General features: G+C 62.6%; 18 protein-coding genes and 1 pseudogene. 11 read left to right on the forward strand and 8 right to left on the reverse strand.

The features are described 5' to 3' along the window. Positions 1–5: 5 nt before the first annotated feature. The 4 genes from AC3WOG_RS26940 to AC3WOG_RS26955 all read left to right on the forward strand — a co-directional run bounded on the left by AC3WOG_RS26940 (position 6) and on the right by AC3WOG_RS26955 (position 4,945). Complete coding sequence (locus AC3WOG_RS26940) at positions 6–1,229, forward strand: efflux RND transporter periplasmic adaptor subunit (protein ID WP_492580910.1); 1,224 nt, start codon at positions 6–8, stop codon at positions 1,227–1,229. Positions 1,230–1,258: 29 nt separating this feature from the next. Beyond that, positions 1,259–2,722, forward strand: coding sequence for an efflux transporter outer membrane subunit (locus AC3WOG_RS26945; RefSeq protein ID WP_492580911.1), 1,464 nt, complete (start codon positions 1,259–1,261; stop codon positions 2,720–2,722). A 79-nt stretch (positions 2,723–2,801) separates the two neighbouring features. Continuing rightward, the gene (locus AC3WOG_RS26950; protein WP_492580912.1) at positions 2,802–3,488 is read left to right on the forward strand and encodes a heavy metal response regulator transcription factor; all 687 of its coding nucleotides are present in this window, start codon (positions 2,802–2,804) and stop codon (positions 3,486–3,488) included. Further along, complete coding sequence (locus tag AC3WOG_RS26955) at positions 3,485–4,945, forward strand: heavy metal sensor histidine kinase (protein ID WP_492580913.1); 1,461 nt, start codon at positions 3,485–3,487, stop codon at positions 4,943–4,945. Before AC3WOG_RS26950 ends, AC3WOG_RS26955 begins: the two co-directional genes overlap by 4 nt. On the opposite strand, the gene dinB is transcribed toward AC3WOG_RS26955, so the two are convergent. From dinB to AC3WOG_RS26975, 4 genes are all read right to left on the reverse strand, one after another. Continuing rightward, positions 4,912–6,078: a DNA polymerase IV gene (gene dinB, locus AC3WOG_RS26960; protein WP_492580914.1), complete on the reverse strand. Its 1,167-nt coding sequence runs from the start codon at positions 6,076–6,078 to the stop codon at positions 4,912–4,914. The genes AC3WOG_RS26955 and dinB overlap by 34 nt on opposite strands. A gap of 278 nt (positions 6,079–6,356) precedes the next feature. Further along, positions 6,357–6,935 (reverse strand): YceI family protein, encoded by a 579-nt coding sequence (locus AC3WOG_RS26965; protein WP_492580915.1) that lies wholly within the window; start codon positions 6,933–6,935, stop codon positions 6,357–6,359. Positions 6,936–7,022: 87 nt separating this feature from the next. After that, complete coding sequence (locus AC3WOG_RS26970) at positions 7,023–7,586, reverse strand: YceI family protein (RefSeq protein WP_492580916.1); 564 nt, start codon at positions 7,584–7,586, stop codon at positions 7,023–7,025. A gap of 85 nt (positions 7,587–7,671) precedes the next feature. Beyond that, complete coding sequence (locus tag AC3WOG_RS26975; RefSeq protein ID WP_492580917.1) at positions 7,672–8,235, reverse strand: cytochrome b; 564 nt, start codon at positions 8,233–8,235, stop codon at positions 7,672–7,674. Positions 8,236–9,219: 984 nt separating this feature from the next. Between AC3WOG_RS26975 and AC3WOG_RS26980 the strand changes: the two genes are divergently transcribed. Further along, positions 9,220–10,470 carry an arsenic transporter gene (locus AC3WOG_RS26980; RefSeq protein WP_492580918.1) on the forward strand — a complete coding sequence of 417 codons (1,251 nt, stop codon included), beginning with the start codon at positions 9,220–9,222 and terminating at the stop codon, positions 10,468–10,470. Positions 10,471–10,599: 129 nt separating this feature from the next. Here the strand turns inward: AC3WOG_RS26980 and AC3WOG_RS26985 are convergent, their stop codons facing one another. The 3 genes from AC3WOG_RS26985 to AC3WOG_RS26995 all read right to left on the reverse strand — a co-directional run bounded on the left by AC3WOG_RS26985 (position 10,600) and on the right by AC3WOG_RS26995 (position 11,955). Next, complete coding sequence (locus AC3WOG_RS26985) at positions 10,600–10,845, reverse strand: hypothetical protein (RefSeq protein WP_492580919.1); 246 nt, start codon at positions 10,843–10,845, stop codon at positions 10,600–10,602. Between the two features lie 306 nt (positions 10,846–11,151). Next, the gene (locus tag AC3WOG_RS26990) at positions 11,152–11,388 is read right to left on the reverse strand and encodes a hypothetical protein (RefSeq protein ID WP_492580920.1); all 237 of its coding nucleotides are present in this window, start codon (positions 11,386–11,388) and stop codon (positions 11,152–11,154) included. A 240-nt stretch (positions 11,389–11,628) separates the two neighbouring features. Beyond that, positions 11,629–11,955 (reverse strand): hypothetical protein, encoded by a 327-nt coding sequence (locus AC3WOG_RS26995; protein ID WP_492580921.1) that lies wholly within the window; start codon positions 11,953–11,955, stop codon positions 11,629–11,631. A 414-nt stretch (positions 11,956–12,369) separates the two neighbouring features. Here AC3WOG_RS26995 and AC3WOG_RS27000 point away from each other — a divergent pair, with 414 nt between their 5' ends. The 5 genes from AC3WOG_RS27000 (at position 12,370) to AC3WOG_RS27020 (ending at position 15,787) form a co-directional block, all read left to right on the forward strand. Continuing rightward, complete coding sequence (locus tag AC3WOG_RS27000; protein WP_492580922.1) at positions 12,370–12,663, forward strand: EF-hand domain-containing protein; 294 nt, start codon at positions 12,370–12,372, stop codon at positions 12,661–12,663. 119 nt (positions 12,664–12,782) lie between these two features. Next, positions 12,783–13,496: a response regulator gene (locus AC3WOG_RS27005; protein WP_492580923.1), complete on the forward strand. Its 714-nt coding sequence runs from the start codon at positions 12,783–12,785 to the stop codon at positions 13,494–13,496. Next, positions 13,493–14,839 (forward strand): ATP-binding protein, encoded by a 1,347-nt coding sequence (locus tag AC3WOG_RS27010; RefSeq protein WP_492580924.1) that lies wholly within the window; start codon positions 13,493–13,495, stop codon positions 14,837–14,839. The genes AC3WOG_RS27005 and AC3WOG_RS27010 overlap by 4 nt, the downstream gene beginning before the upstream one ends. Before the next feature lie 182 nt (positions 14,840–15,021). Beyond that, positions 15,022–15,345 (forward strand): ArsR/SmtB family transcription factor, encoded by a 324-nt coding sequence (locus AC3WOG_RS27015; RefSeq protein ID WP_492580925.1) that lies wholly within the window; start codon positions 15,022–15,024, stop codon positions 15,343–15,345. After that, complete coding sequence (locus AC3WOG_RS27020) at positions 15,338–15,787, forward strand: SRPBCC family protein (protein ID WP_492580926.1); 450 nt, start codon at positions 15,338–15,340, stop codon at positions 15,785–15,787. Before AC3WOG_RS27015 ends, AC3WOG_RS27020 begins: the two co-directional genes overlap by 8 nt. A gap of 56 nt (positions 15,788–15,843) precedes the next feature. Here AC3WOG_RS27020 and AC3WOG_RS27025 read toward each other — a convergent pair whose 3' ends face one another. Then, complete coding sequence (locus AC3WOG_RS27025) at positions 15,844–16,110, reverse strand: hypothetical protein (protein ID WP_492580927.1); 267 nt, start codon at positions 16,108–16,110, stop codon at positions 15,844–15,846. Positions 16,111–16,401: 291 nt separating this feature from the next. Here AC3WOG_RS27025 and AC3WOG_RS27030 point away from each other — a divergent pair. After that, positions 16,402–18,396, forward strand: a pseudogene (locus AC3WOG_RS27030) (two-partner secretion domain-containing protein); the annotation flags it as partial. Positions 18,397–19,172 lie beyond the last annotated feature (776 nt).

The raw sequence follows: 19,172 nt of genomic DNA on the forward strand, positions 1-19,172 counted from the left end.
CTGAGATGACCGAAAAAACTCATGCATCGCTAGCGATCCCTTCGCGAGAAACCGAAGGCGGCCACGCATTGCCGCCGCGCAATCGTGAATGGAAACGCGCAAAAATCGCCGTCTGGATCGTCCTGGCGCTGCTCGCGGTGGGCGCGCTGCGCACCGTGGTCGTGGATGTTCTGCAAAGCCGGACAGTGGCCGAAACGACCCGGCAAAACGCTGTCCAGTACGTCAGCGTGGTGAGCCCGACGCAAACTGAAGGCGGCGGCAACACCTTGCTGCCGGGCACCTTGCGCGGCAACGTCGAATCGCCGATCTATGCGCGCTCGACCGGCTATCTGCTGCACTGGTACGCCGACATCGGCACGCGTGTGAAGCAGGGGCAATTGCTGGCCGATCTCGATACGCCTGAAGTCGATCAGGAACTCGCGCAGGCTTTGGCACAGCGCCAGCAAACCAGCTCGAGTCTCGGTCTCGCGAAGAGTTCGCTGGAGCGCTGGCAGCAATTGCGTCAGCGCGATGCGGTCTCGCAGCAGGAACTCGACGAACGGCAAAGCACCTATTCGCAGGACCTCGCCAATCTCGCCGCCGCCGACGCCAACGTGCAGCGCTTGCGGCAGCTCGAATCGTTCAAGCGCATCGTCGCGCCGTTCGCGGGCGTCATCACGCAGCGCAATGTCGATGTCGGCGATCTGATCGACGCGGGCAGCGGCACGAGCCGCGCGTTGTTCGCGCTCGCGCAGTCGGACCCGCTGCGGGTGTACGTGCAACTGCCGCAGGCGTATGCGCAGAATGTCACCGACGGACAGAAGGTGGTCGTGACCCAGGCGGAACTGCCGGGGCAGCAGTTTCACGGCGCGATCACGCACATTTCCGGGGCGATCGACGTGCCGACCCGCTCGCTGCAAGTCGAAGTGACGCTGCCGAACCCCGATAGCAAGCTGCGGCCCGGCGCGTATGTGCAGGTCGCTTTGCCGGCGGCCGCTCACGCGCGCTTGATGGTGCCGGGCAATGCGTTGCTGTTTCGCGCCGAAGGTCCGCGGGTCGCGGTGGTCGATCAGAACGGGAACGTGCAGTTGCGCAAGGTCGTGATCGCGCAGGATCTGGGGCAGTCGCTGGAAATTGAAAGCGGTGTCGAGGCGAACGACAGGATCGTCATCAACCCGAGCGATTCGATCTCGGACGGCGATCATGTGCAGATCGCGCAGCCGCCGCAAAGCGGCAAGGGGGCGCCGTGAAACGGGCGCCCACTTGCCGGGCAGTAGCCATGATAACGGCCGCCGCGAGCGCCGCGTTGCTGGCCGCGTGCACGGTCGGGCCGGAGTATCGGCGGCCGCAGGCCGAGGTGCCGCCAGCGTGGCAAACCGATTCTCACTGGCGCGTGGCCGTTCCTTCGCACGCGCCGATCTCGCCTGACTGGTGGAGCGGCTTCGGCGATGCGACGCTTGCCGCGCTGGAAACGCAGGCGCTCGCCCAGAATCAGACGCTGGCCGCGGCCAGCGCCCACTATGCGCAGGCCAAAGCGACGCTCGCCAATACCAGCGCGCAACGGATTCCCGAGGTCGATCTGACTGCGTCGGCGTCGCGTTTCAGGATTTCGAAGAACCGTCCGCTCACCAACTACGCGACGCCGACGCAGTCGACGGTACAGAACAATCTTCAACTCGGCCCCACGATCAACTACGACACCGATCTATTCGGCCGGATACGTCGCGAGGTGGAAGGCGCGACGGCCTCGGCTGAGCAATCGGCCGATGACCTCGCCAACGCGCGGCTCGTGCTGAGCGCTGACCTCGCCACCGATTATTTCTCGCTGCGCGAGCTCGACGCCGAGATCGACGTGCTGAATCGATCGGTGAAGCTGCAGCAGCAGGCGCTCGACTATGTCACCTCCCAGCATGACCTCGGCGCGGTTTCCGGGCTGGACGTGTTGCAGCAAAAGTCGCAACTCGATTCGACACGCGTGCAGGCGCAATTGCTGTTGAACCAGCGCGCGCAATTCGAACACGCGATCGCCGCTCTGGTCGGCGTACCCGCTCCGCAGTTCGCGATCGAGCCCAAGGTTCTCGACGTGCAGGTGCCGTCGATCCCGCTCGGTGTGCCGAGCGACGTATTGCAGCGCCGCCCCGATATCGCATCGGCAGAACGCGCGATGGCCGCCGCGAATGCGCAGATCGGCGTCGCCAAAGCGGCGTTCTTTCCGAGCCTGACATTGACGCCGGGCATCGGTTGGGAGAGCACGCAGTTCGCCAGTTTGCTGAGCGCGCCCACCTTGATGTGGACGCTCGGCGCGGCGGTCGGCCAGGTGCTGTTCGACGGCGGCCGCCGCGCGGCGAACGTCGAGTTCGCGAGTGAAGGCTACAAAGCTACCGAGGCGAACTACCGGCAGACCGTGCTCAACGCATTCCAGCAGGTGCAGGACGGCATCACCGGCCTCTCGGTGCTCGACGGCGCGGCGAAGCAATCGCACGAAGCGGTGACCGATGCGCAGCATCTGCTGTCGCTCGCCAACGACCGCTATTCGGGCGGCCTTGTCGCTTACCTCGACGTCATCACCGCGCAGCAGTCGCTGCTGACGAGCGAGCGTCAGGACGTGCAGATCCACGGTCAGCAGATGACCTTGTCGGTCGCGCTGGTGAAGGCGCTCGGCGGCGGCTGGGATGTTTCAGGTAGCGCGGCCGACAATCAGGCGGCCAGGGATACGAAGGAGGCGATGGCTCCCGCAAAGTGAGCCGGATAGAAGATGACAAGGCCAGGCAGGAAAGATCGCGGCGAGGCGTTTCGTATAATGCAGACCCAAGGGGACGCGCATGAAATTGCTGATCGTTGAAGACGAGCATAAGGTGGTGGACTACCTGCGCTCCGGTTTGACAGAGCAGGGCTGGGTCGTCGACGTCGCGCTCGACGGCGAGGAAGGCATGCATCTGGCTACCGAATTCGATTACGACGTGATCGTCCTCGACGTGATGCTGCCCAAACGCGACGGCTTTAGCGTGCTGAAGGCGCTGCGGATGCGCAAGTCGACGCCGGTCATCATGCTGACGGCGCGCGATCATGTGAACGACCGCGTGCGCGGCCTGCGCGAAGGCGCGGACGACTACCTTACCAAACCCTTTTCGTTCCTCGAACTGGTCGAGCGGCTGCATGCATTGGCGCGCCGCACGCGCGTGCAGGAATCGACACTGATTTCCGTCGGCGATCTGTTCGTCGATCTGATCGGCCGGCGGGCGACCCGCGACGGCGTGCGCCTCGACCTGACCGCCAAGGAATTCCAGTTGCTTAGCGTGCTGGCGCGCCGGCAAGGCGACATTCTGTCGAAAACCGCGATTACCGAACTGGTGTGGGACGTGAATTTCGACAGCCATACGAACGTGGTCGAAACCGCGATCAAACGATTGCGCGCCAAGCTCGACGGCCCATTTCCGTCGAAGCTGCTGCACACCGTGCGCGGCATGGGCTATGTGCTCGAAGTGCGTGAAGAGGCCGAGCTGCCATGAACCGTTCGATTGCCCGCCGCCTCGCGTTGATGTTCGCACTCGTCGCGCTGCTCGTGTTCACGCTGGTCGGAACAGGGCTTTTTCTGGTGTTGCGCACGCAACTCGAACGCCACCTGCGCGAGTCGCTCGACGGTCGCACGGAGGTCGCGCGCATCATCGTTTATCACGCGGGGACGCCGGAAAAGTGGCGCATGGCGCGCGAAAAACTCACCGATATGACGCCGCGCGACGGCAGCACCACGTATTCGGTGTCGAGCGCCGATCCGAATTTCCATTACGGCAAGCCCGTCGAGGGGCCGGCGGTGAAGAGCTGGCAGGGCGGCTACGCGCGCGTTTCGCCAGCGGGCGGCGGCGCGGACATGCTCACCATTACGATGCCGATACCGGCTTACGGCGCGCGTCCGCCGGTGCAATTGCAAGTCGCCGCCAGTTGCTCGCCCAACGTGATCACGATGCGTGTGTTCGGTCTTGCGCTCGCCGCGCTGTCGGCGTTAGGCAGTCTGGCCGTGCTGTTGCTCAGTTACTCGGTGACGCGATTGGGCCTCGCGCCGTTGACGCGCCTGACGAGAGACGCCTCCGCGGTGAGCCCGAACAACCGTTCGCAGCGTCTGAATACCGCCTCGCTACCGCTTGAACTGAACGACCTCGCCAACTCCTTCAACGGCGCGCTTGAACGGTTGGACGGCGCGTATGGCCGCCTCGAATCGTTCAACGCGGACGTCGCGCACGAATTGCGCACGCCGGTGACGATTCTGATCGGACAAACCGAAGTGGCGTTGACGCGCAACCGCTCGGTCGACGATCTGCGCCACACGCTGCAATCGAATCTCGAAGAGTTCGAACGCATGCGCACGATCATCAACGACATGCTGTTCCTCGCCCGCGCCGATCAGGGTGAGCGGGCGACGGGTCTGGTCGAGGTGTCGCTGGCCGCGGAAGTCGCGCATACGCTGGAGTTTCTCGAGATTCCGCTTGAAGAGGCGCGCGTGCATGCGCAGTTACGCGGCGACGCGATGGCGCGCGTGAACCGCTCGCTGTTCGGCCGCGCGTGCACGAATCTGCTGATGAATGCGATCCAGCACTGCGCGCCCGGCGCGGCGATCACGGTGACGATCGCGCGTGAAGCGGATCAATTGCGGGTCGCGGTGGCCAATCCTGGCGAGCCGATCGAGCCCGCAGTGCTTGAACATCTGTTCGACCGCTTCTATCGCGCGGAAGTGTCGCGCACCAATAGCCGCGAAAATCACGGGCTAGGTCTGGCAATCGTGAAGGCGATCGCGGAGATGCATCGCGGCACGGTGTCGGTGGAAAGCGCGCACGGTATCAACACGTTCGCGTTTTCGATTGCGGCGTCGCGCACGGAGAGCGACCTGCCGGCGGCGCGCTCGAATGCCGGCGTGCCTGCGCCCGCTGAAGCCACCAGTTACTCGTCGCTGGTAAAGGGCAAATCGGCCTGAACCGGCACACGCTGTTTCACGGGTTGCGCGCTGGCCGGCGTCAAGGCGCTCACGCGCACACCTAGCAGACGCAGCTTGCGGTTCAATTCCACCCGTCTCAGACATTCGGTCGCCGCGCGCCGTATCTCGGTCGCGTCCGCGGTCGGCTCGTCCAAGGTCAGATCGCGGGTGACCGTGCGGAAATCGTCATAGCGCAGCTTGATGCCCACGGTCCGGCCCACATAACCCTTGCGCACGAGGTCTTCCGCGACCCGCACGCACAAGCCGGTAAACGAAGTAGACAGCGCCGGCCGGTCGTGACGCGGATGCAGATCGCGCTCGAAGGTCGTCTCGCGGCTCATCGACTTGGGCTCCGATTCGACGACCACCGGCCGCTCGTCGTAGCCTTGCGCGACTTGCGCGAGCCACGCCGAATAGCTGCGGCCGAAGTTGTCCTGCAACAGCCCCGGGTCCGCCGCCGCCAGATCGCCGACCGTGGCGAGACCGAGCGCGGTCAGCTTTTCCGCCGCCTTCGGCCCGATCCCGTTGACCTTGCGCACCGGCAGCGGCCAAACCCGCAACGGCACGTCGGCGGGCGTCAGAATCGTGAGGCCGTCGGGTTTGTCGAGTTCGGAGCCGATCTTCGCCAGCAGCTTGTTCGGCGCCACGCAGATGGAGCAGGTGAGGCCGGTCGCCTGATTGACCGCCTGCTTGATCTGCGCGGCAATCTCGCGCGGTTCGCCGGGCACCTCGGTGAGATCGATATAGATTTCGTCGATGCCGCGGTCTTCGATCCGGTCGGTAAACGTGGCGACCGCCACTTTGAACAGGCGCGAGTAGTGGCGATACGATTCGAAGTCGGTTGGCAGCAGAATCGCGTCCGGCGCGAGCATCGCGGCTTTCATCATGCCCATTGCCGAGAACACGCCGAGTGCGCGAGCTTCATAGGTTGAGGTGGTGACCACCCCGCGACCCGCGTAATCGCGCAAGCGCGCGAAGCGGCGCGTGCCGTCTTCCAGCGTTTGCGGCACGCCGTTGCGGCCGCCGCCGATCACCACCGCCTTGCCGCGCAGTTCCGGATAGCGTAAAAGCTCGACCGACGCGTAGAACGCGTCCATGTCCAGGTGCGCGATGCGGCGGCTTGCAGAACTCATGGATGGCGGAAACGGGTAACAGCAGCGGGGCAGGAACGTCAGCGCCGCGCCGGTGCTGCCCCGCGTATGGCTCGCTGCGTCGGGCGTCCGGACGCGTTTGGAATGATTCGCCGCGCGCCGGATGCCAAACCATAATAGTACCTTGCTCCGCCTGGGCAAGGCACGGTGCTGCCGCTGCCGGTTGGGGCTACGACCAGAGCCGGTAGCTCACACCGGGTTGCAACTACCGGATGGAGCTTGTTGCGCTGCATCCGGTTGTTGATCCTCGGTTCCAGCTATTACTGCTTGATGCCTTCAGCCTGGATATTCAGCGTGGTCAGCATCTTGAAGCCGTAGGTCTTGCCGAAGTCGACGCCGAAGTCGTCGCGATTGAACGTCGCGGTCGATTCCGTGCCGCACACTTCGCGCTTGAGCATCGGGTTCACGAAACACTTGAACGATTCGATTTTCAGGTTGACCGGCTTGGTTACGCCATGCATTGTCAGCGTGCCGATCACTTCCACCGGCTTGTCGCCGTCGAAGCGAATCTGCGTGCCCTTGTAGGTCGCGGTCGGGAACTTCGCGGCGTCGAAGAACTTGTCCGTGACCAGTTCCGTGTCCAGCTTGTCGTTACCGATATCCATCGAGCTCATATCGATCGTCACGTCGACCGTACCGGTCTTGGCCGCGCGATCCAGCACCACGGTGCCGGTGCTCTTCTTGAACTTGCCGCGCCAGATCGATAGGCCGCCGAAGTGGTCGGTTTCGAAGCTCGGGTACGTGTGCGTCGGGTCGAGCTGATACGTATCGGCGGCCATTGCGTTGAACGACAGGGCCGCGGCGAGCGCGCCGGCGGCGAGCAAAAGTTGTTTCTTCAAGTTCTTCTCCAGGTGATTCAAAAAAAAAGCGTTTAAAGAGGTCTCTTTGGGTGCGCTAAAAAGTACAGGGTCGCTTGTTTGCTTCAGTTACTTCTTCGCAGCGACGATATGGAATTTGATGACGACTTCGTCGGCGACGACCGACGTGTCTTTCCATTCGCCGGTGCCGACATCGAACTGCGAGCGCTTGATCGGCAATGAGCCGTCGAAGGTTTGCGTCGTGCCTTGGCTGGCGATCGTGACCGGCACCACGACCGTTTGCGATTTGCCCTTGATCGTGAGCTTGCCGGTGATCTTGTACTGATTGCCGCCGGCCGGCGCGATCGCACTCGACACAAAGGTCGCGGCCGGATAGGTCGCGCTATCGAACCATTCCTTGCCTTGAGCCTGCTTGTTGTAGTCGTCGGCGCCGAGGTCGTAGCTGCCGGTATCGATCGACACGTTGGCGCTGCCGGCGGTGGGCTTGGCCGGATCGAAATTCAGCTGCGCCGAGAATTTCTTGAACTTGCCGTCCACCGGCACATTCATCTGTCTGGTCGTTGCGATGACGCTGCTTTTGCCCGTGTCGACATCGGCGTGCGCGAGGCTGGCGCCGAGCAAGGACAGCGCGGCGACGCCGGCGAGAATCGAGTGATAAAGGTTTGATTTCATAGTGGTACGCATCCTATCGAACCCGCGCGCGTTGATTGAACACCGCTGGGAATTAGATTGCCAACATGCTGGAGCGAATCGCTCCTTACTTGAGGAACGGAATCATGCGCGCGAGCAATCCGTCGCGATCGACTAATTGATGCTTGAGCGCCGCCAGCACGTGCATGACGACCAGTGCCAGCAGCGTGTAATCGAGCAGCACGTGGACGGTGCGCAGCGTGGCTTTGAGCGCCTGATCCGGGCCGATGAGGGTGGGTAGCGGCACGATGCCGAGATAGACGACCTGAATGCCGGCGGCGGAGCTGTAGAGGTAGCCGGACAACGGAATCGCCAGCATCAGCAGGTAGAGCACGCCGTGCACGAGATGGGCCGCGGCCTTCTGCCACGTGGGCGTGGCGCTGTGCAACGCCGGCGCGCGGTGGGTGGCGCGCCATAGGACGCGTGCTATGGCCAGTGCGAATACTGTGACGCCGATCCACTTGTGCCAGGAGAAGTACTTCAGCTTGGTGGGCGTGAAGCCGGGGATGTCGGTCATGATCCAGCCGATATAGAACGCGCTCACGATCAGCAGCGCGATTAGCCAGTGGAGGGTGATCGCTGGCGTGCTGTAGTGGGTTATGTCCGAAGGACCGGGGTTCGGGTTTTTCATGCTTACCTAGGGTGGGGCGCTATTGTGCGTGCCGCGTGCGAATGCGGATAGTAGGTAAGACAATGAAAATTGAATAGGCGGGTGGGGGGAACAGATTGTTGTTGTAGTGAAGGTAATTGGTTTTTTTGCCTGCGCGGCGCTTTGGTTGTTGTGCCTGCAGTGTTGGCCTTTCCTTGCCTTGTTATTGGTTTATTAGCGTTCCCCCTGTGCGGGGGGGCACCTACTTTTCTTTGCCTGCCGCAAAGAAAAGTAGGCAAAAGAAAGCGGCTTTACACCGCCAGCTTTGAAGCGGGTCCCCTGGCTTGGAGGAGGTAGTGGAGCATCTGGAATCGGTGCCCTCGCGCATTCCGCGCTGGTGACAAGGCAGTCATACTTCCGGCGGCGCTTCGCGCGCCGCAGCGGTACTTCCTAACACCGATCGCAGATAGGCGCCTCCGGCATCATTCTTCCCGCTTCGCACTGCATGCTCGCCGGAACGGTCTGCCAGGGAAACCGGTGGGTGATTCCTTGTTCGGTGGGGGCCGTCGGCTTCGCCTCGGCGAAGCGCCAGCAGAGCGTTACGGATCCTTGCAGGTGTGAGCCACTAAGCCGAGCGAAACGTTGGCGCGAAAACGGCCGACGGTTTGATGAAGTACCGCGTCGGCGCGCGCAGCGCCGCCGGAAGAGTGACGGCCTTGTCACTCACGCAAAATGTGCGAGGACACCGATTCCAGATGTTCCACTGCCTCCTCCAAGCCAGGGGATCCGCTTAAGAATTGGCGGTTTGAGCCGCTTTCTTTGCTTACTTTCTTTGCGGCGGCAAAGAAAGTAAGTGCCTGCCCCGCACAGGGGCGAAGCTAATAGACCACTAAGAAATCAAGGAAAGGCCAACGCCGCAGGCGTACAACCAGAAGCGCCGCGCAGGCAAAAAGAACAATCCCAACACCGTAGGCATACAGACAACATCAGGTATGCTGCCGCATCCACCCCTATCGCCACGCGTCAATGAGCACCCTATTCCTCTCCTGGGGCATCGCCGCAGCCGCCACGGCCGGCGTCATCTCCCGGCCATTCAAATGGCCTGAAGCCATCTGGGCCGTAGCCGGCGCGCTACTGCTCGTCTCACTCAGACTATTGCCAGTGGACCTGGCCATCCAGGCCATAGAAAAAGGCACAGACGTCTATCTGTTCCTGTTCGGCATGATGGTGCTGTCCGAAGTCGGCCGCCGCGAAGGCCTGTTCGACTGGGTCGCCGTGCTGGCGGTCAACCACGCGAAGGGCTCGCCAAGAAAGCTGTTCCTGCTGGTCTATCTGGTCGGCGTGATCATCACCGCATTCCTCTCCAATGATGCCGCCGCAGTAGTCCTCACACCCGCGGTATTCGCCGCCGCCAGGAAAGCAAAAACGCATCCTCTGCCGCTGCTGTTCGTGTGCGCGTTCATCGCGAATGCCGCCAGTTTCGTGCTGCCAATCTCGAATCCGGCTAACCTGGTGCTATACGGCAACCACACGCCCGCACTCGGCCCCTGGCTGATGCGCTTCACGCTGCCTTCGCTGCTGTCGATCGCCGCCACCTACGTCCTATTGCGCTGGACCCAGCGCGAGGCACTCGCGGGCGTTTGCGAGGTGGATCTCGAACCGCTCGAGTTGTCGTCGAGCGGACGCGTCGCGCTCGCGGGCATCGCGGTCACCGCCGTCGTCTTGCTGACGGTCTCCGCGTACGATATCCCGCTCGGCCTGCCCACCGCGATACTCGGCGCGCTGACCGCCACGGTCGTGCTGATTCAGGAGCGCAAGTCGCCGCTGCCAATGGTCAAGGAAATCTCGTGGAGCGTGCTGCCGCTGGTGGCGGCATTGTTCGTGCTGGTCGAGATGCTCGATCACACAGGCGTCGTCACGGCGCTGGCAGGCGTCGTGCAACGCGCGACCCAACACAGCGAACTGGCGACGGCGGCATTGGCCGGCGGCATCATCGCGATCGCCAGCAATCTGATGAACAACTTGCCGGCCGGTTTGATCGCAAGCTCGACCGCGATGCAGGCGCACAGTCCCGAACGTGTGATCGATGCGTTGCTGATCGGCGTCGATCTGGGCCCGAATCTGTCGATTACCGGCTCGCTCGCGACAATCCTCTGGCTCAACGCGATTCGCCGCGAGGGCGAAGACGTGAGCTTTATGAAGTTCCTGAAAGTCGGCGTCGTGGTGATGCTGCCGGCCCTCGCACTCGCGCTCGCCGCGCGGATTTTGACCGGTTGACAGGAGCCGGCTCCTGCTCGCCCTCGTCCAGATGCGGCCAGCCGCTGCCGGCATCTTGCAAGCGCGCGGCGGGGTCGTCGACGGCGGTTTCGTCAGGCATGTCGTCGTGTTTCTACTTTAAGGCGCCGGTCATGGCCACGTGCCGGTCGAACGCAGCGGTAGTGCGGTGTCCTCCATTTCAGCAGACTGTTCGAGCGCATGCAGCGCCGCTTCGAGCCGCGCAAGACGCTCGCGCTGCGTCGGCATCAGCCACGGCTTCGGAAACTTGCTGAGGCGATTGCGCCAGTACGAAAGCGGAATGCGATCGTTGGTGGAAATCAGCCCGAACACGAGTTCGAGGTGGACAATCTCTTTGTCAATGTCTTGATAGCTCATCTAACGTTCCGTAAGTGGATCGGCAACAAGGCGGTGCGCCATGCGGGTGCCGCCGCGTCATTCGGCTGTCGGCAATTAAACGCAGCGGGCCGCACTTATATTCCCGTTCGTAAACCCGCGTCCTCGGGTATCGGCTCGGCAGATGGGTGTTTCGCAGACCGATCCGATGCGGGTGCTGCGGGCGGGATGCCCGGCAGTTCGGCCGATGCGTCCAGCGGCCGGACGCGCCCGGTGCAATAAGCACATAGCAAGGCGCGTTCCGCGCCCCCGCTAGCGGCGAGCTAACGGTTTGCTTTCGGTGTGTCGTTACTTGTCCGATGTATCGCTGCCGTTCAGTTCGGGCGTGTGCCCATCGCGCAGGATCGTGAGTGCGCCGGGCACGAACCCCACCTCGCAGGCGGCTTCTTCGAGCAAATCCGATGGTTTGTCGAGCGGTTCGTCGCCGGATTCGAAACTGCCCCAGCGGATGCCGATTGCCTTTTTTGCCTGGACGTCGTTGAAAATATGCACTGCCTCAGCGGAGCTGGCGTGCTGATCAGGCACGAAAAATCGGTTCCACGCCCATGCCTGTAAGAATCATGTCGTAAAACACAAGCTACCGATCGGCGCCATGCAACACCAAACTGCCTCGCTTTCAAACGAGAAAGAACGGAGCGCCACGCATGAAACCCTTCGTCGCGGGGCTGCGCAGCGTCGCTGTGTTCGCGTCGGCGTCTTTGCTGCTGCTGGTCGGCTGCAATTCCTCCGTCGACTCGACGGCCGCATGCCGCTGTGCCGCTGTGCCTAATGCGGCGGCATTATCACGGGCTGGGCGTAGATCATAGTCGGCGCGGGCACTACCGCGTAGCTGCCCGGTGCCGGAACCACTACTGTCGTGTACGTCGTGGCGAGCTTCGGCATCGGCACGGGCGCCGCAACAACCGGAACAGGAACCGGTGGGGGCGCCACCACGTAGCTCGGCTGGACCGGCACGTAGTAATAGACAGGGCGCGGCGGCGGTGCGTAGACCACGGCGGCGGGCATATAAACGACGACCCGCGCGAACGCGGTGGACGAACAGGCAAGACCGAGGGCGACGAAAGTCGAGGCGCAGGCCAGACGAATATTCACTTGAAAACTCCTGAGGCGATGAGCGGCGCGGGGTGTCTTCGCTGATAAAGACGCGGGCCGGATGGTTCGCATTGCTTGAGGGCCTTGCCGAACCGTTGGGGCGCTTGTGGCGCCGGCAGACGAAAGATACGCAAGCCGGCCTCGAAACGGCAGCGCAAACTTATTTCATTCGATGTCGCGCTAAAGGCGCCTATGACACCCGAGTTCGGGTGTATGGAGCGCATGCTGTATTGCGTCGGCAGCACGCGGGTCTGCCTATGCCGGTGACGCGAAAAGCCATGACATAGGGCGACATGATTCGTAGCAGTTCAGAAATTGCCTTCTCGCGGTGCTTCTATAAGAATGCGGCCTGTCATCGAGCGGATCGCGGCAACATGCCGGCGATGCACGATGGCTCAATCGAAGGAGTCAGTGATGAAGAAGATCTTGGCCATCGCGCTGCTGTGCTGCGCCTCCACCGTGACGTTCGCGCAAACCGCCGCGGCTCAGAACGCCAATCCGCAACGCATGGAACGCATCGTGCAGCAACTGCAATTGCGCTTTTCTAATGCGAACACCACGCACGACGGCAAACTCACCAAAGAGCAGGCCGCCGCCGGGATGCCGATGGTCGCCAAACATTTCGACGAGATCGACACACAGAAAGCAGGCTACGTGATCCTGCCGCAGATCGAAGCATTCATGCAGGAACGCGGGGCCGCGCACTGAGCCGCATAAGCATCGCCGTGCTGTTCATTCCGTCGTTCTACGTGCTGTTGCAGCGGCTCGCCGAACGGCACGCCGCGCGGCATGCGCCGCCCGACGCATAACTACCCAGGAGCTTTCGCATGGATCGTCCCGCGAAAATCATCGTGCTCGACGACGAAGCCGAACTACGCAACATGCTGCAGCGTTTCTTGCGCGGTCACGGTTTCGACGTGCGGGTCGCGGAAGACGACAAGCGGCTCGACCGCTATCTGGAGCGCGAACCGTTCGATTTGCTGGTGCTCGATCTGATGATCGGCGAAGAGGACGGCCTCGCCATTTGCGCCCGCTTGCGCGCGCAAGGGCAGACGCTGCCCATCCTGATGCTGACGGCGAAGGGCGATCCGCTCGACAAAGTAGTCGGCCTCGAAACCGGCGCTGACGACTACCTCGCCAAACCGTTCCTGCCGCGTGAGCTCGTGGCGCGGATCAATGCGTTGCTGCGCCGCCAGAAGATCGCCTCGGGCGACGTCACCGTGACCGCGCAGAGCGTGCGCTTCGGCGAGTTCAGCCTCGATGTCGGCAAGCAGCAACTGTCGCGCGCGGGCGAGTTGCTGGAGATTCATTCCGCGCAGATGCTGCTGCTGATCGCGCTGGCTTCGTCGCCGAACCGGCCGGTGAGCCGCGACAATCTGCTCGCGCGCGCCCGCGGCCGTGAGCATGACGCGCTCGATCGCAGCATCGACGTGCAGGTGCTGCGGCTCAGACAGATCGTCGAGGACGATCCGTCGAAGCCGCGCTTCATCAAGACCGTGTGGGGCGTCGGCTATATGCTGATCGCGGACGTCGACTCGTGAAACCCTCGGTACTGCAAAAGGTGCTTCCGAAAACGCTGTTGGCGCGCAACATTGCATTGCTGATCGCGCTCGTGATGGTGAGCCAGGTATGTGTGCTCGGCGTGCTGCTGCACTATGTGCAACGGCCTCGGGTCGAACGGGCGGCCGCCGTGTTCGCCACCTATGTGACGACGCTCGACCAGTTGCTCGAAGCCACGCCGCCGGGCGCGCGTTCCGCATTGACCACACGCCTCGACGCCCGCGCGCGGCTACCTGGCGAGGCCGCTGACGAACCGCCACCCAATCTGCTGCGCGCGTATCGCACCTACCAGCGCAATGTGTTTCTCGACAGCTTGCGCGAGCACTTGCCCGCCGACATGCCCGCGCGCTGGCAGTCCGAAGGCGGTCAACGGTTGTGGATTCGCATGCATGCGCCCGCCGATGCGCCGCACACGCCGTACTGGATCGCCTTGCCGATTCCCGAGGACGCGCAGGGCAACGGACTGGATGCGGCGATCCTGCTGTCGCTCGGCTTGACTGCGCTCGCGGCGCTGACCGGCTACCTGATCCAGCGCCATCTCAACCGGCCGCTTCAGGAACTGACACAGGCCGCGCGCCGCGTGAGTGCCGGCGAAACGCCCGCGCCGCTGCCCACCGACGGCCCGACCGAGATTGCCGCGGTGAGTAGCGCGTTCAATCAGATGACGCAGGCGTTGCAGCAAGCCGACGTGACTCGCGCGCTGATGCTCGCGGGCATCTCGCACGACATCCGCACGCCGCTCACCAAACTGCGCCTCTCGATGGCAATGGCGATGCCGGACGACAGCGACAGCAGCTTTGTGGTCGCCGCCGAATCGTATCTGGACCAGATCGAGACGATCCTGCAGCAGTTCATGGACTACGCCGGCAGCGGCGAGCGCGAAACCGCCGAGCCCGGCGATCTGAACGCGTTGATCGAACGGCTCGCGGGCGATTTCGCGGGACTCGGCCATACCTTTGCGTTGTCGCTAGCGAGCTTGCCTGCTGTTGCGTATCGGCCGATCAGCATGATGCGGCTTTTGATGAACCTGATGCAGAACGCGGTCGTGTACGGCGGCACGGGGCTCGCGGTGCGCAGTTGGGCGACAGGCGATGCGGTGTATGTGGCCGTCGGCGATCGCGGCAAGGGTCTTTCGTCAGAAGAGTTGGCGCAGTTGAAGGCGCCGTTTCAGCGTGGCCGCAATGCGCGCGCGCACAGCGGCGGCACGGGCCTCGGGCTGGCGATTGTCGAACGGATCGCGCGGCTGCACGGCGGCGGTTTGCAGTTTCATGCGCGCGAGGGCGGCGGGTTGGAGGTTTGGGTGGTGTTGCCGGTTGCGGGGTGAGGCGCGTAGGGCAGAGGGCGCGCAAGCCCCGCACGAAGCCGGCTTGCTTGCACTTCTATAGGTGCCTTGTCTCGACTGGCGGCTCGCCCCAGTTATTGTGCGAGTACGGCGCGATGACCCGACGCCAAGGCCAAACCCGCATTTTTCCTTGACACGCAACCAATTGGTTGCATAATGAAAAAATGAACGACGACGCGGTGTTTCGGGCTTTGGCGGACGCAAGCCGCCGACGCTTGCTGGACAGCTTGCATGAAGAAAATGGCCAGACGCTAGGCGAACTGTGCCAGGGCCTGGATATGACGCGTCAGGCCGTTGCGAAGCATCTCTCGATCCTTGAAGAGGCGAACCTTGTCTCGTGCAAGCGTCAAGGCCGGGAGAAGCTGCATTTCATCAATCCTGTTCCGATCAATGAGATCGCGGAGCGCTGGATCGGCAAGTTCGAGCGACCGCAGTTAAGCGCGCTGTCCGATCTCAAGAGGACCCTTGAAGGAAACGATCATGACTAGCAAGTCCGCTTCTACGTTTGTCTATGTCACCTTCATCCGCACGACGCCCGAGCAGCTTTGGTCGGCGCTGACGAGTCCCGAATTCACGAAGCAATATTGGTACGGCGTGCATCACGAGACTGACTGGAAGGCCGGTTCGTCATGGAAACTGGTTTACCCCGACGGCCGGGTTACCGATACCGGCGAGATCGTGGAGATCGATCCGCCGAGGCGTATGGTTCTTAGATGGCGCAACGAGTTCATGCCGGAGTTGAAGGCCGAGGGCTATTCGCAGTGCGTGATCGACATAGAACCGGTGGGCAACGCAGCCAAGCTCACCATCATGCACTCGATGGACAGAGCGGATTCGAGGTTCATCGATGCTGTGTCCGGCGGTTGGCCGCGCATTCTTTCCAACCTCAAGTCATTGCTTGAGACGGGTGAAGTTGCGTTGCCCACCTAGGAATATTTCACCGGTCGTTCGGCTCCCGGTTCGTCAGTCCGCCTGTCCCAACCCGATCAGCTTCTATCCAGCCACGCATCCAGGCCGACCCGGAACGCCACACCGGCGATAACCGGCACAGTCATCATCAGGATGATGCCGAAATTGGGAACGGGGTCGCCGTAAGCGATCGGCTCGTATAGCACGAGGCCTGAGACGATTGCGAACACGATTAAGCCGACGGCGACCATTAGAAGGTTGCGTATCGCTATGGGCAGTGGCTTGCGTTTTGACAGGTTGTCCGCAGTGCTGGCAGATGGGACTTTTTCGGGTTCGGCAGGCATGGTGGTTCTCGGTACTTTAGGTAGCCGCGATTGGGCTCGCTGCAGCGGTAATTGTAGGCTAGAAGCGAGGGTTTTTTGCGCATAGCGGCTGGTTGGGGTGTTTGCCCGCCTCGTGCGGGCTTTTTTCCGCCCACATTGACTACTTCATATTCCGGCAATGCTCGATAGGACGAGTCTGATTTGACCTGAAGCGTTGTATATAGCTCAAGGTTAACGGTCAGTTCGAGCCCAACCGTTTCATCTGGCGCTAGTTTACGGGTCACCATAAATTGGCATGCCGAATAAGACCAGATGAACAAGAACAACTACCGGCTCGTATTCAGCCGACTGAGAAGCATGCTCGTCGCCGTCGAGGAAACTGCCACGGCAACGGGAAAGGAAACCGGACAGACCACGGTTTGCAGTCGGGGCAAGACAGCAGGTCACACAGCACTATTTACGCTCCGGCAGATCGCGTTCGCCGCGCTTGCGTTACTCGGTGTGTGGCCCTCATGGTCAGGCGCACAGATCGTTCCGGGTGGCGCGCATGCGCCGGGCGTTATCACGACGCAGAATGGTTTGCCGCAGGTGAACATCAACCGGCCGTCCGGCGCCGGCGTCTCGATGAACACATACGGCCAGTTCGACGTACAGCAGCCCGGCGCGATTCTGAACAATTCGCCGACCATCGTGCAGACGCAGCAGGCGGGCCTGATTAACGGCAATCCGAACTTCGGCCCCGGCCAGTCTGCACGCGTGATCGTCAACCAGGTCAACAGCAGCGCGGCCAGCCAGATCAACGGCCATCTCGAAGTCGCCGGCCAGCGGGCCGAGGTCGTCATCGCGAACGGTTCGGGCATCAGCGTGAACGGCGGAGGGTTCATCAATATGTCGCGCGCGATCCTGACGACGGGTGCGCCGAACTTCGCGCCGGACGGCTCGCTCGCGGGCTTCAACGTGACGGGCGGAAACATCACGATTCAGGGCGCGGGGCTGAACGCATCGGATGTCGACCAGGTCGACCTGCTCGCGCGCGCGGTCCAGGCGAACGCCGCGATTCATGCGAAGAACCTGAACGTCGTGACCGGTGCGAACAGCATCGACCACGACACGCTCAACGCGACGCCGATCGCGGGCAATGGTCCCGCGCCGGGTGTGTCGATCGACGTGAGCAACCTGGGCGGCATGTACGCGAATCGCATCGTCCTCGTCGGGACAGAGAACGGCGTCGGCGTGTCCACCAGAGGCGTACTTGCCGCGCAGTCGGGTGACCTGACACTGACGACGCAGGGCAAGCTCGTACTCGCGGGACAGACCAACGCGAGCGGCAGCATGGCGCTGTCGGCGCACGACGGCATCGACAATAGCGGCACGACCTACGCGCAGCAGTCGGTCACGGTCAATACGGCGGGCAACCTGACGAACAGCGGCACGCTTGCCGCGCAGCAGGACCTGACGGCCCACGCGGCCAGCATCGCATCGGCCGGCACGCTCGGCGCAGGTGTCGACGCCGACGGCTCGCTCGCGCAGGCGGGCAACCTGGCCGTCACGGCTGATGGCGTGCTGTCGGCGCACGGCAACAACGCGGCCGGGGGTAACGCGACGCTCTCTGGCGCGGCGCTCGATCTCGGCGGCAGCGAGACGCAGGCGAACGGCAATCTTGCCCTCACCGCAAGCAGCGGCGAGCTCAACACGTCCAGCGCGACGACGACCGCAGGCGGTTCGCTCTCGGCAACCGCAGCCGGCACGCTGACGAATGACAACGGCTCGCTCACCTCCGGCGCTGCGCAGACGATCACGGCCGGCGCACTGTCGAACCGTAGCGGCCAGATCGTATCGGACGACAGGCTGACGGCCAGCGTCGCAGGCGCTGCCTCGAACGCGGGCGGCACGATGCAGGCGGCGGCACAGGCGGATGTAAGCGCCGCCTCACTCGACAACACGACGGGCCGCATCGTGTCGCTCAATGGCGACGGGATAACGCTCACCACGACGGGCGCGCTGATCAATGGCGCAGGTGGCACGATTGGCACAAACGGCGCGCTAAGCCTCAAAGCAGACACGCTCGCGAACCAGGGGAAACTGAGCGCGGCGGACAATGCAACGGTTCGCGCGCAGGGCGTCGACAACCACGCAGGCAGCATTACGGCGGGCGGTGTGCTCAACGCTTCGTCGGGCGGAGCATTAAACAATGCGGGTGGCACACTGTCCGGCGCATCCACAACCGTCTCGGCTTCATCCATCGACAACACGAACGGCGACATCGACGGCGACGCGCTGGCTGTCTCGACGCCTGGCAGCATCGTGGCGAACGTGATCGCCACGGGTGCGGGGGCAGCAGTGGGTGGCGATGCGGGAACGTTCTCTGGCTACAACGTGGACCGGTTCAACCGACAACTACACCCGAACGAAAAGCGGGAAATCAAAAACCTGGCCAACTGGGACGCTGACAAGGAACATCGTCTGGAAGCGGCCGGATGCGCGCTGGTTCACTGTGCGGCCGAATTTGCGCCGGGTACGGCCGATTCCGCGAAGTACTCCGCGCTAGAACAGGAAGGCGCAGCCTATACAGCCGAACAGGCACAACTGAAGAACTACAACGGAACGTATTTCTCGACAGATGGCTATGGAGGCATGGTGCAGCAGACACCCGGTAGCAGTATGTTCAAGTACAGCGCAGATGACGCGCAGGCTGACCAAAAGTCGTCACTTGCAGCAATGGCAGCACAACGGCCGGGGGCGATCGATTTTGTGACTTTGCAAGCTGGCGCTGGGTTAGGCGGGAGCGTTACGGTTAATCTGTATAACGGGAATGTCTACGCGGGCGGGTCTATCTCTGCTTCTCGTGGGAAAGGTGTTGGCATCGTGTTCGGCATGATTCCGGATAATGTTGGCATGAGTACAACAGACAAGGCTGAGGCGACGGATAAGCTACTCGTTGGGCAATCAGTTGGTGGAAATGGATGCCTGTACGGAGTTTGCGGTGGACTGAACCATTCAGTTGGGGGGCAGACAGCGATTGAGGTGGGCATTGGCGTCGGCGGGGTAGCGAAGCCAGCAAATCCTGGTGGTAATGGCTCAGG

This window comes from Paraburkholderia sp. FW306-02-B, assembly GCF_058782725.1.

Excerpts from the sequence above, each read along its gene's own strand:
- AC3WOG_RS27000 (WP_492580922.1), top strand. The coding sequence starts at position 12,370 with ATGAAGAAGATCTTGGCCATCGCGCTGCTGTGCTGCGCCTCCACCGTG.
- AC3WOG_RS26985 (WP_492580919.1), bottom strand. The coding sequence starts at position 10,845 with ATGAGCTATCAAGACATTGACAAAGAGATTGTCCACCTCGAACTCGTG.
- AC3WOG_RS26945 (WP_492580911.1), top strand. The coding sequence starts at position 1,259 with ATGATAACGGCCGCCGCGAGCGCCGCGTTGCTGGCCGCGTGCACGGTC.
- AC3WOG_RS26955 (WP_492580913.1), top strand. The coding sequence starts at position 3,485 with ATGAACCGTTCGATTGCCCGCCGCCTCGCGTTGATGTTCGCACTCGTC.
- AC3WOG_RS26980 (WP_492580918.1), top strand. The coding sequence starts at position 9,220 with ATGAGCACCCTATTCCTCTCCTGGGGCATCGCCGCAGCCGCCACGGCC.
- AC3WOG_RS27020 (WP_492580926.1), top strand. The coding sequence starts at position 15,338 with ATGACTAGCAAGTCCGCTTCTACGTTTGTCTATGTCACCTTCATCCGC.
- AC3WOG_RS26975 (WP_492580917.1), bottom strand. The coding sequence starts at position 8,235 with ATGAAAAACCCGAACCCCGGTCCTTCGGACATAACCCACTACAGCACG.
- AC3WOG_RS27025 (WP_492580927.1), bottom strand. The coding sequence starts at position 16,110 with ATGCCTGCCGAACCCGAAAAAGTCCCATCTGCCAGCACTGCGGACAAC.
- AC3WOG_RS26940 (WP_492580910.1), top strand. The coding sequence starts at position 6 with ATGACCGAAAAAACTCATGCATCGCTAGCGATCCCTTCGCGAGAAACC.
- dinB (WP_492580914.1), bottom strand. The coding sequence starts at position 6,078 with ATGAGTTCTGCAAGCCGCCGCATCGCGCACCTGGACATGGACGCGTTC.
- AC3WOG_RS26950 (WP_492580912.1), top strand. The coding sequence starts at position 2,802 with ATGAAATTGCTGATCGTTGAAGACGAGCATAAGGTGGTGGACTACCTG.
- AC3WOG_RS27005 (WP_492580923.1), top strand. The coding sequence starts at position 12,783 with ATGGATCGTCCCGCGAAAATCATCGTGCTCGACGACGAAGCCGAACTA.
- AC3WOG_RS26970 (WP_492580916.1), bottom strand. The coding sequence starts at position 7,586 with ATGAAATCAAACCTTTATCACTCGATTCTCGCCGGCGTCGCCGCGCTG.
- AC3WOG_RS27015 (WP_492580925.1), top strand. The coding sequence starts at position 15,022 with ATGAACGACGACGCGGTGTTTCGGGCTTTGGCGGACGCAAGCCGCCGA.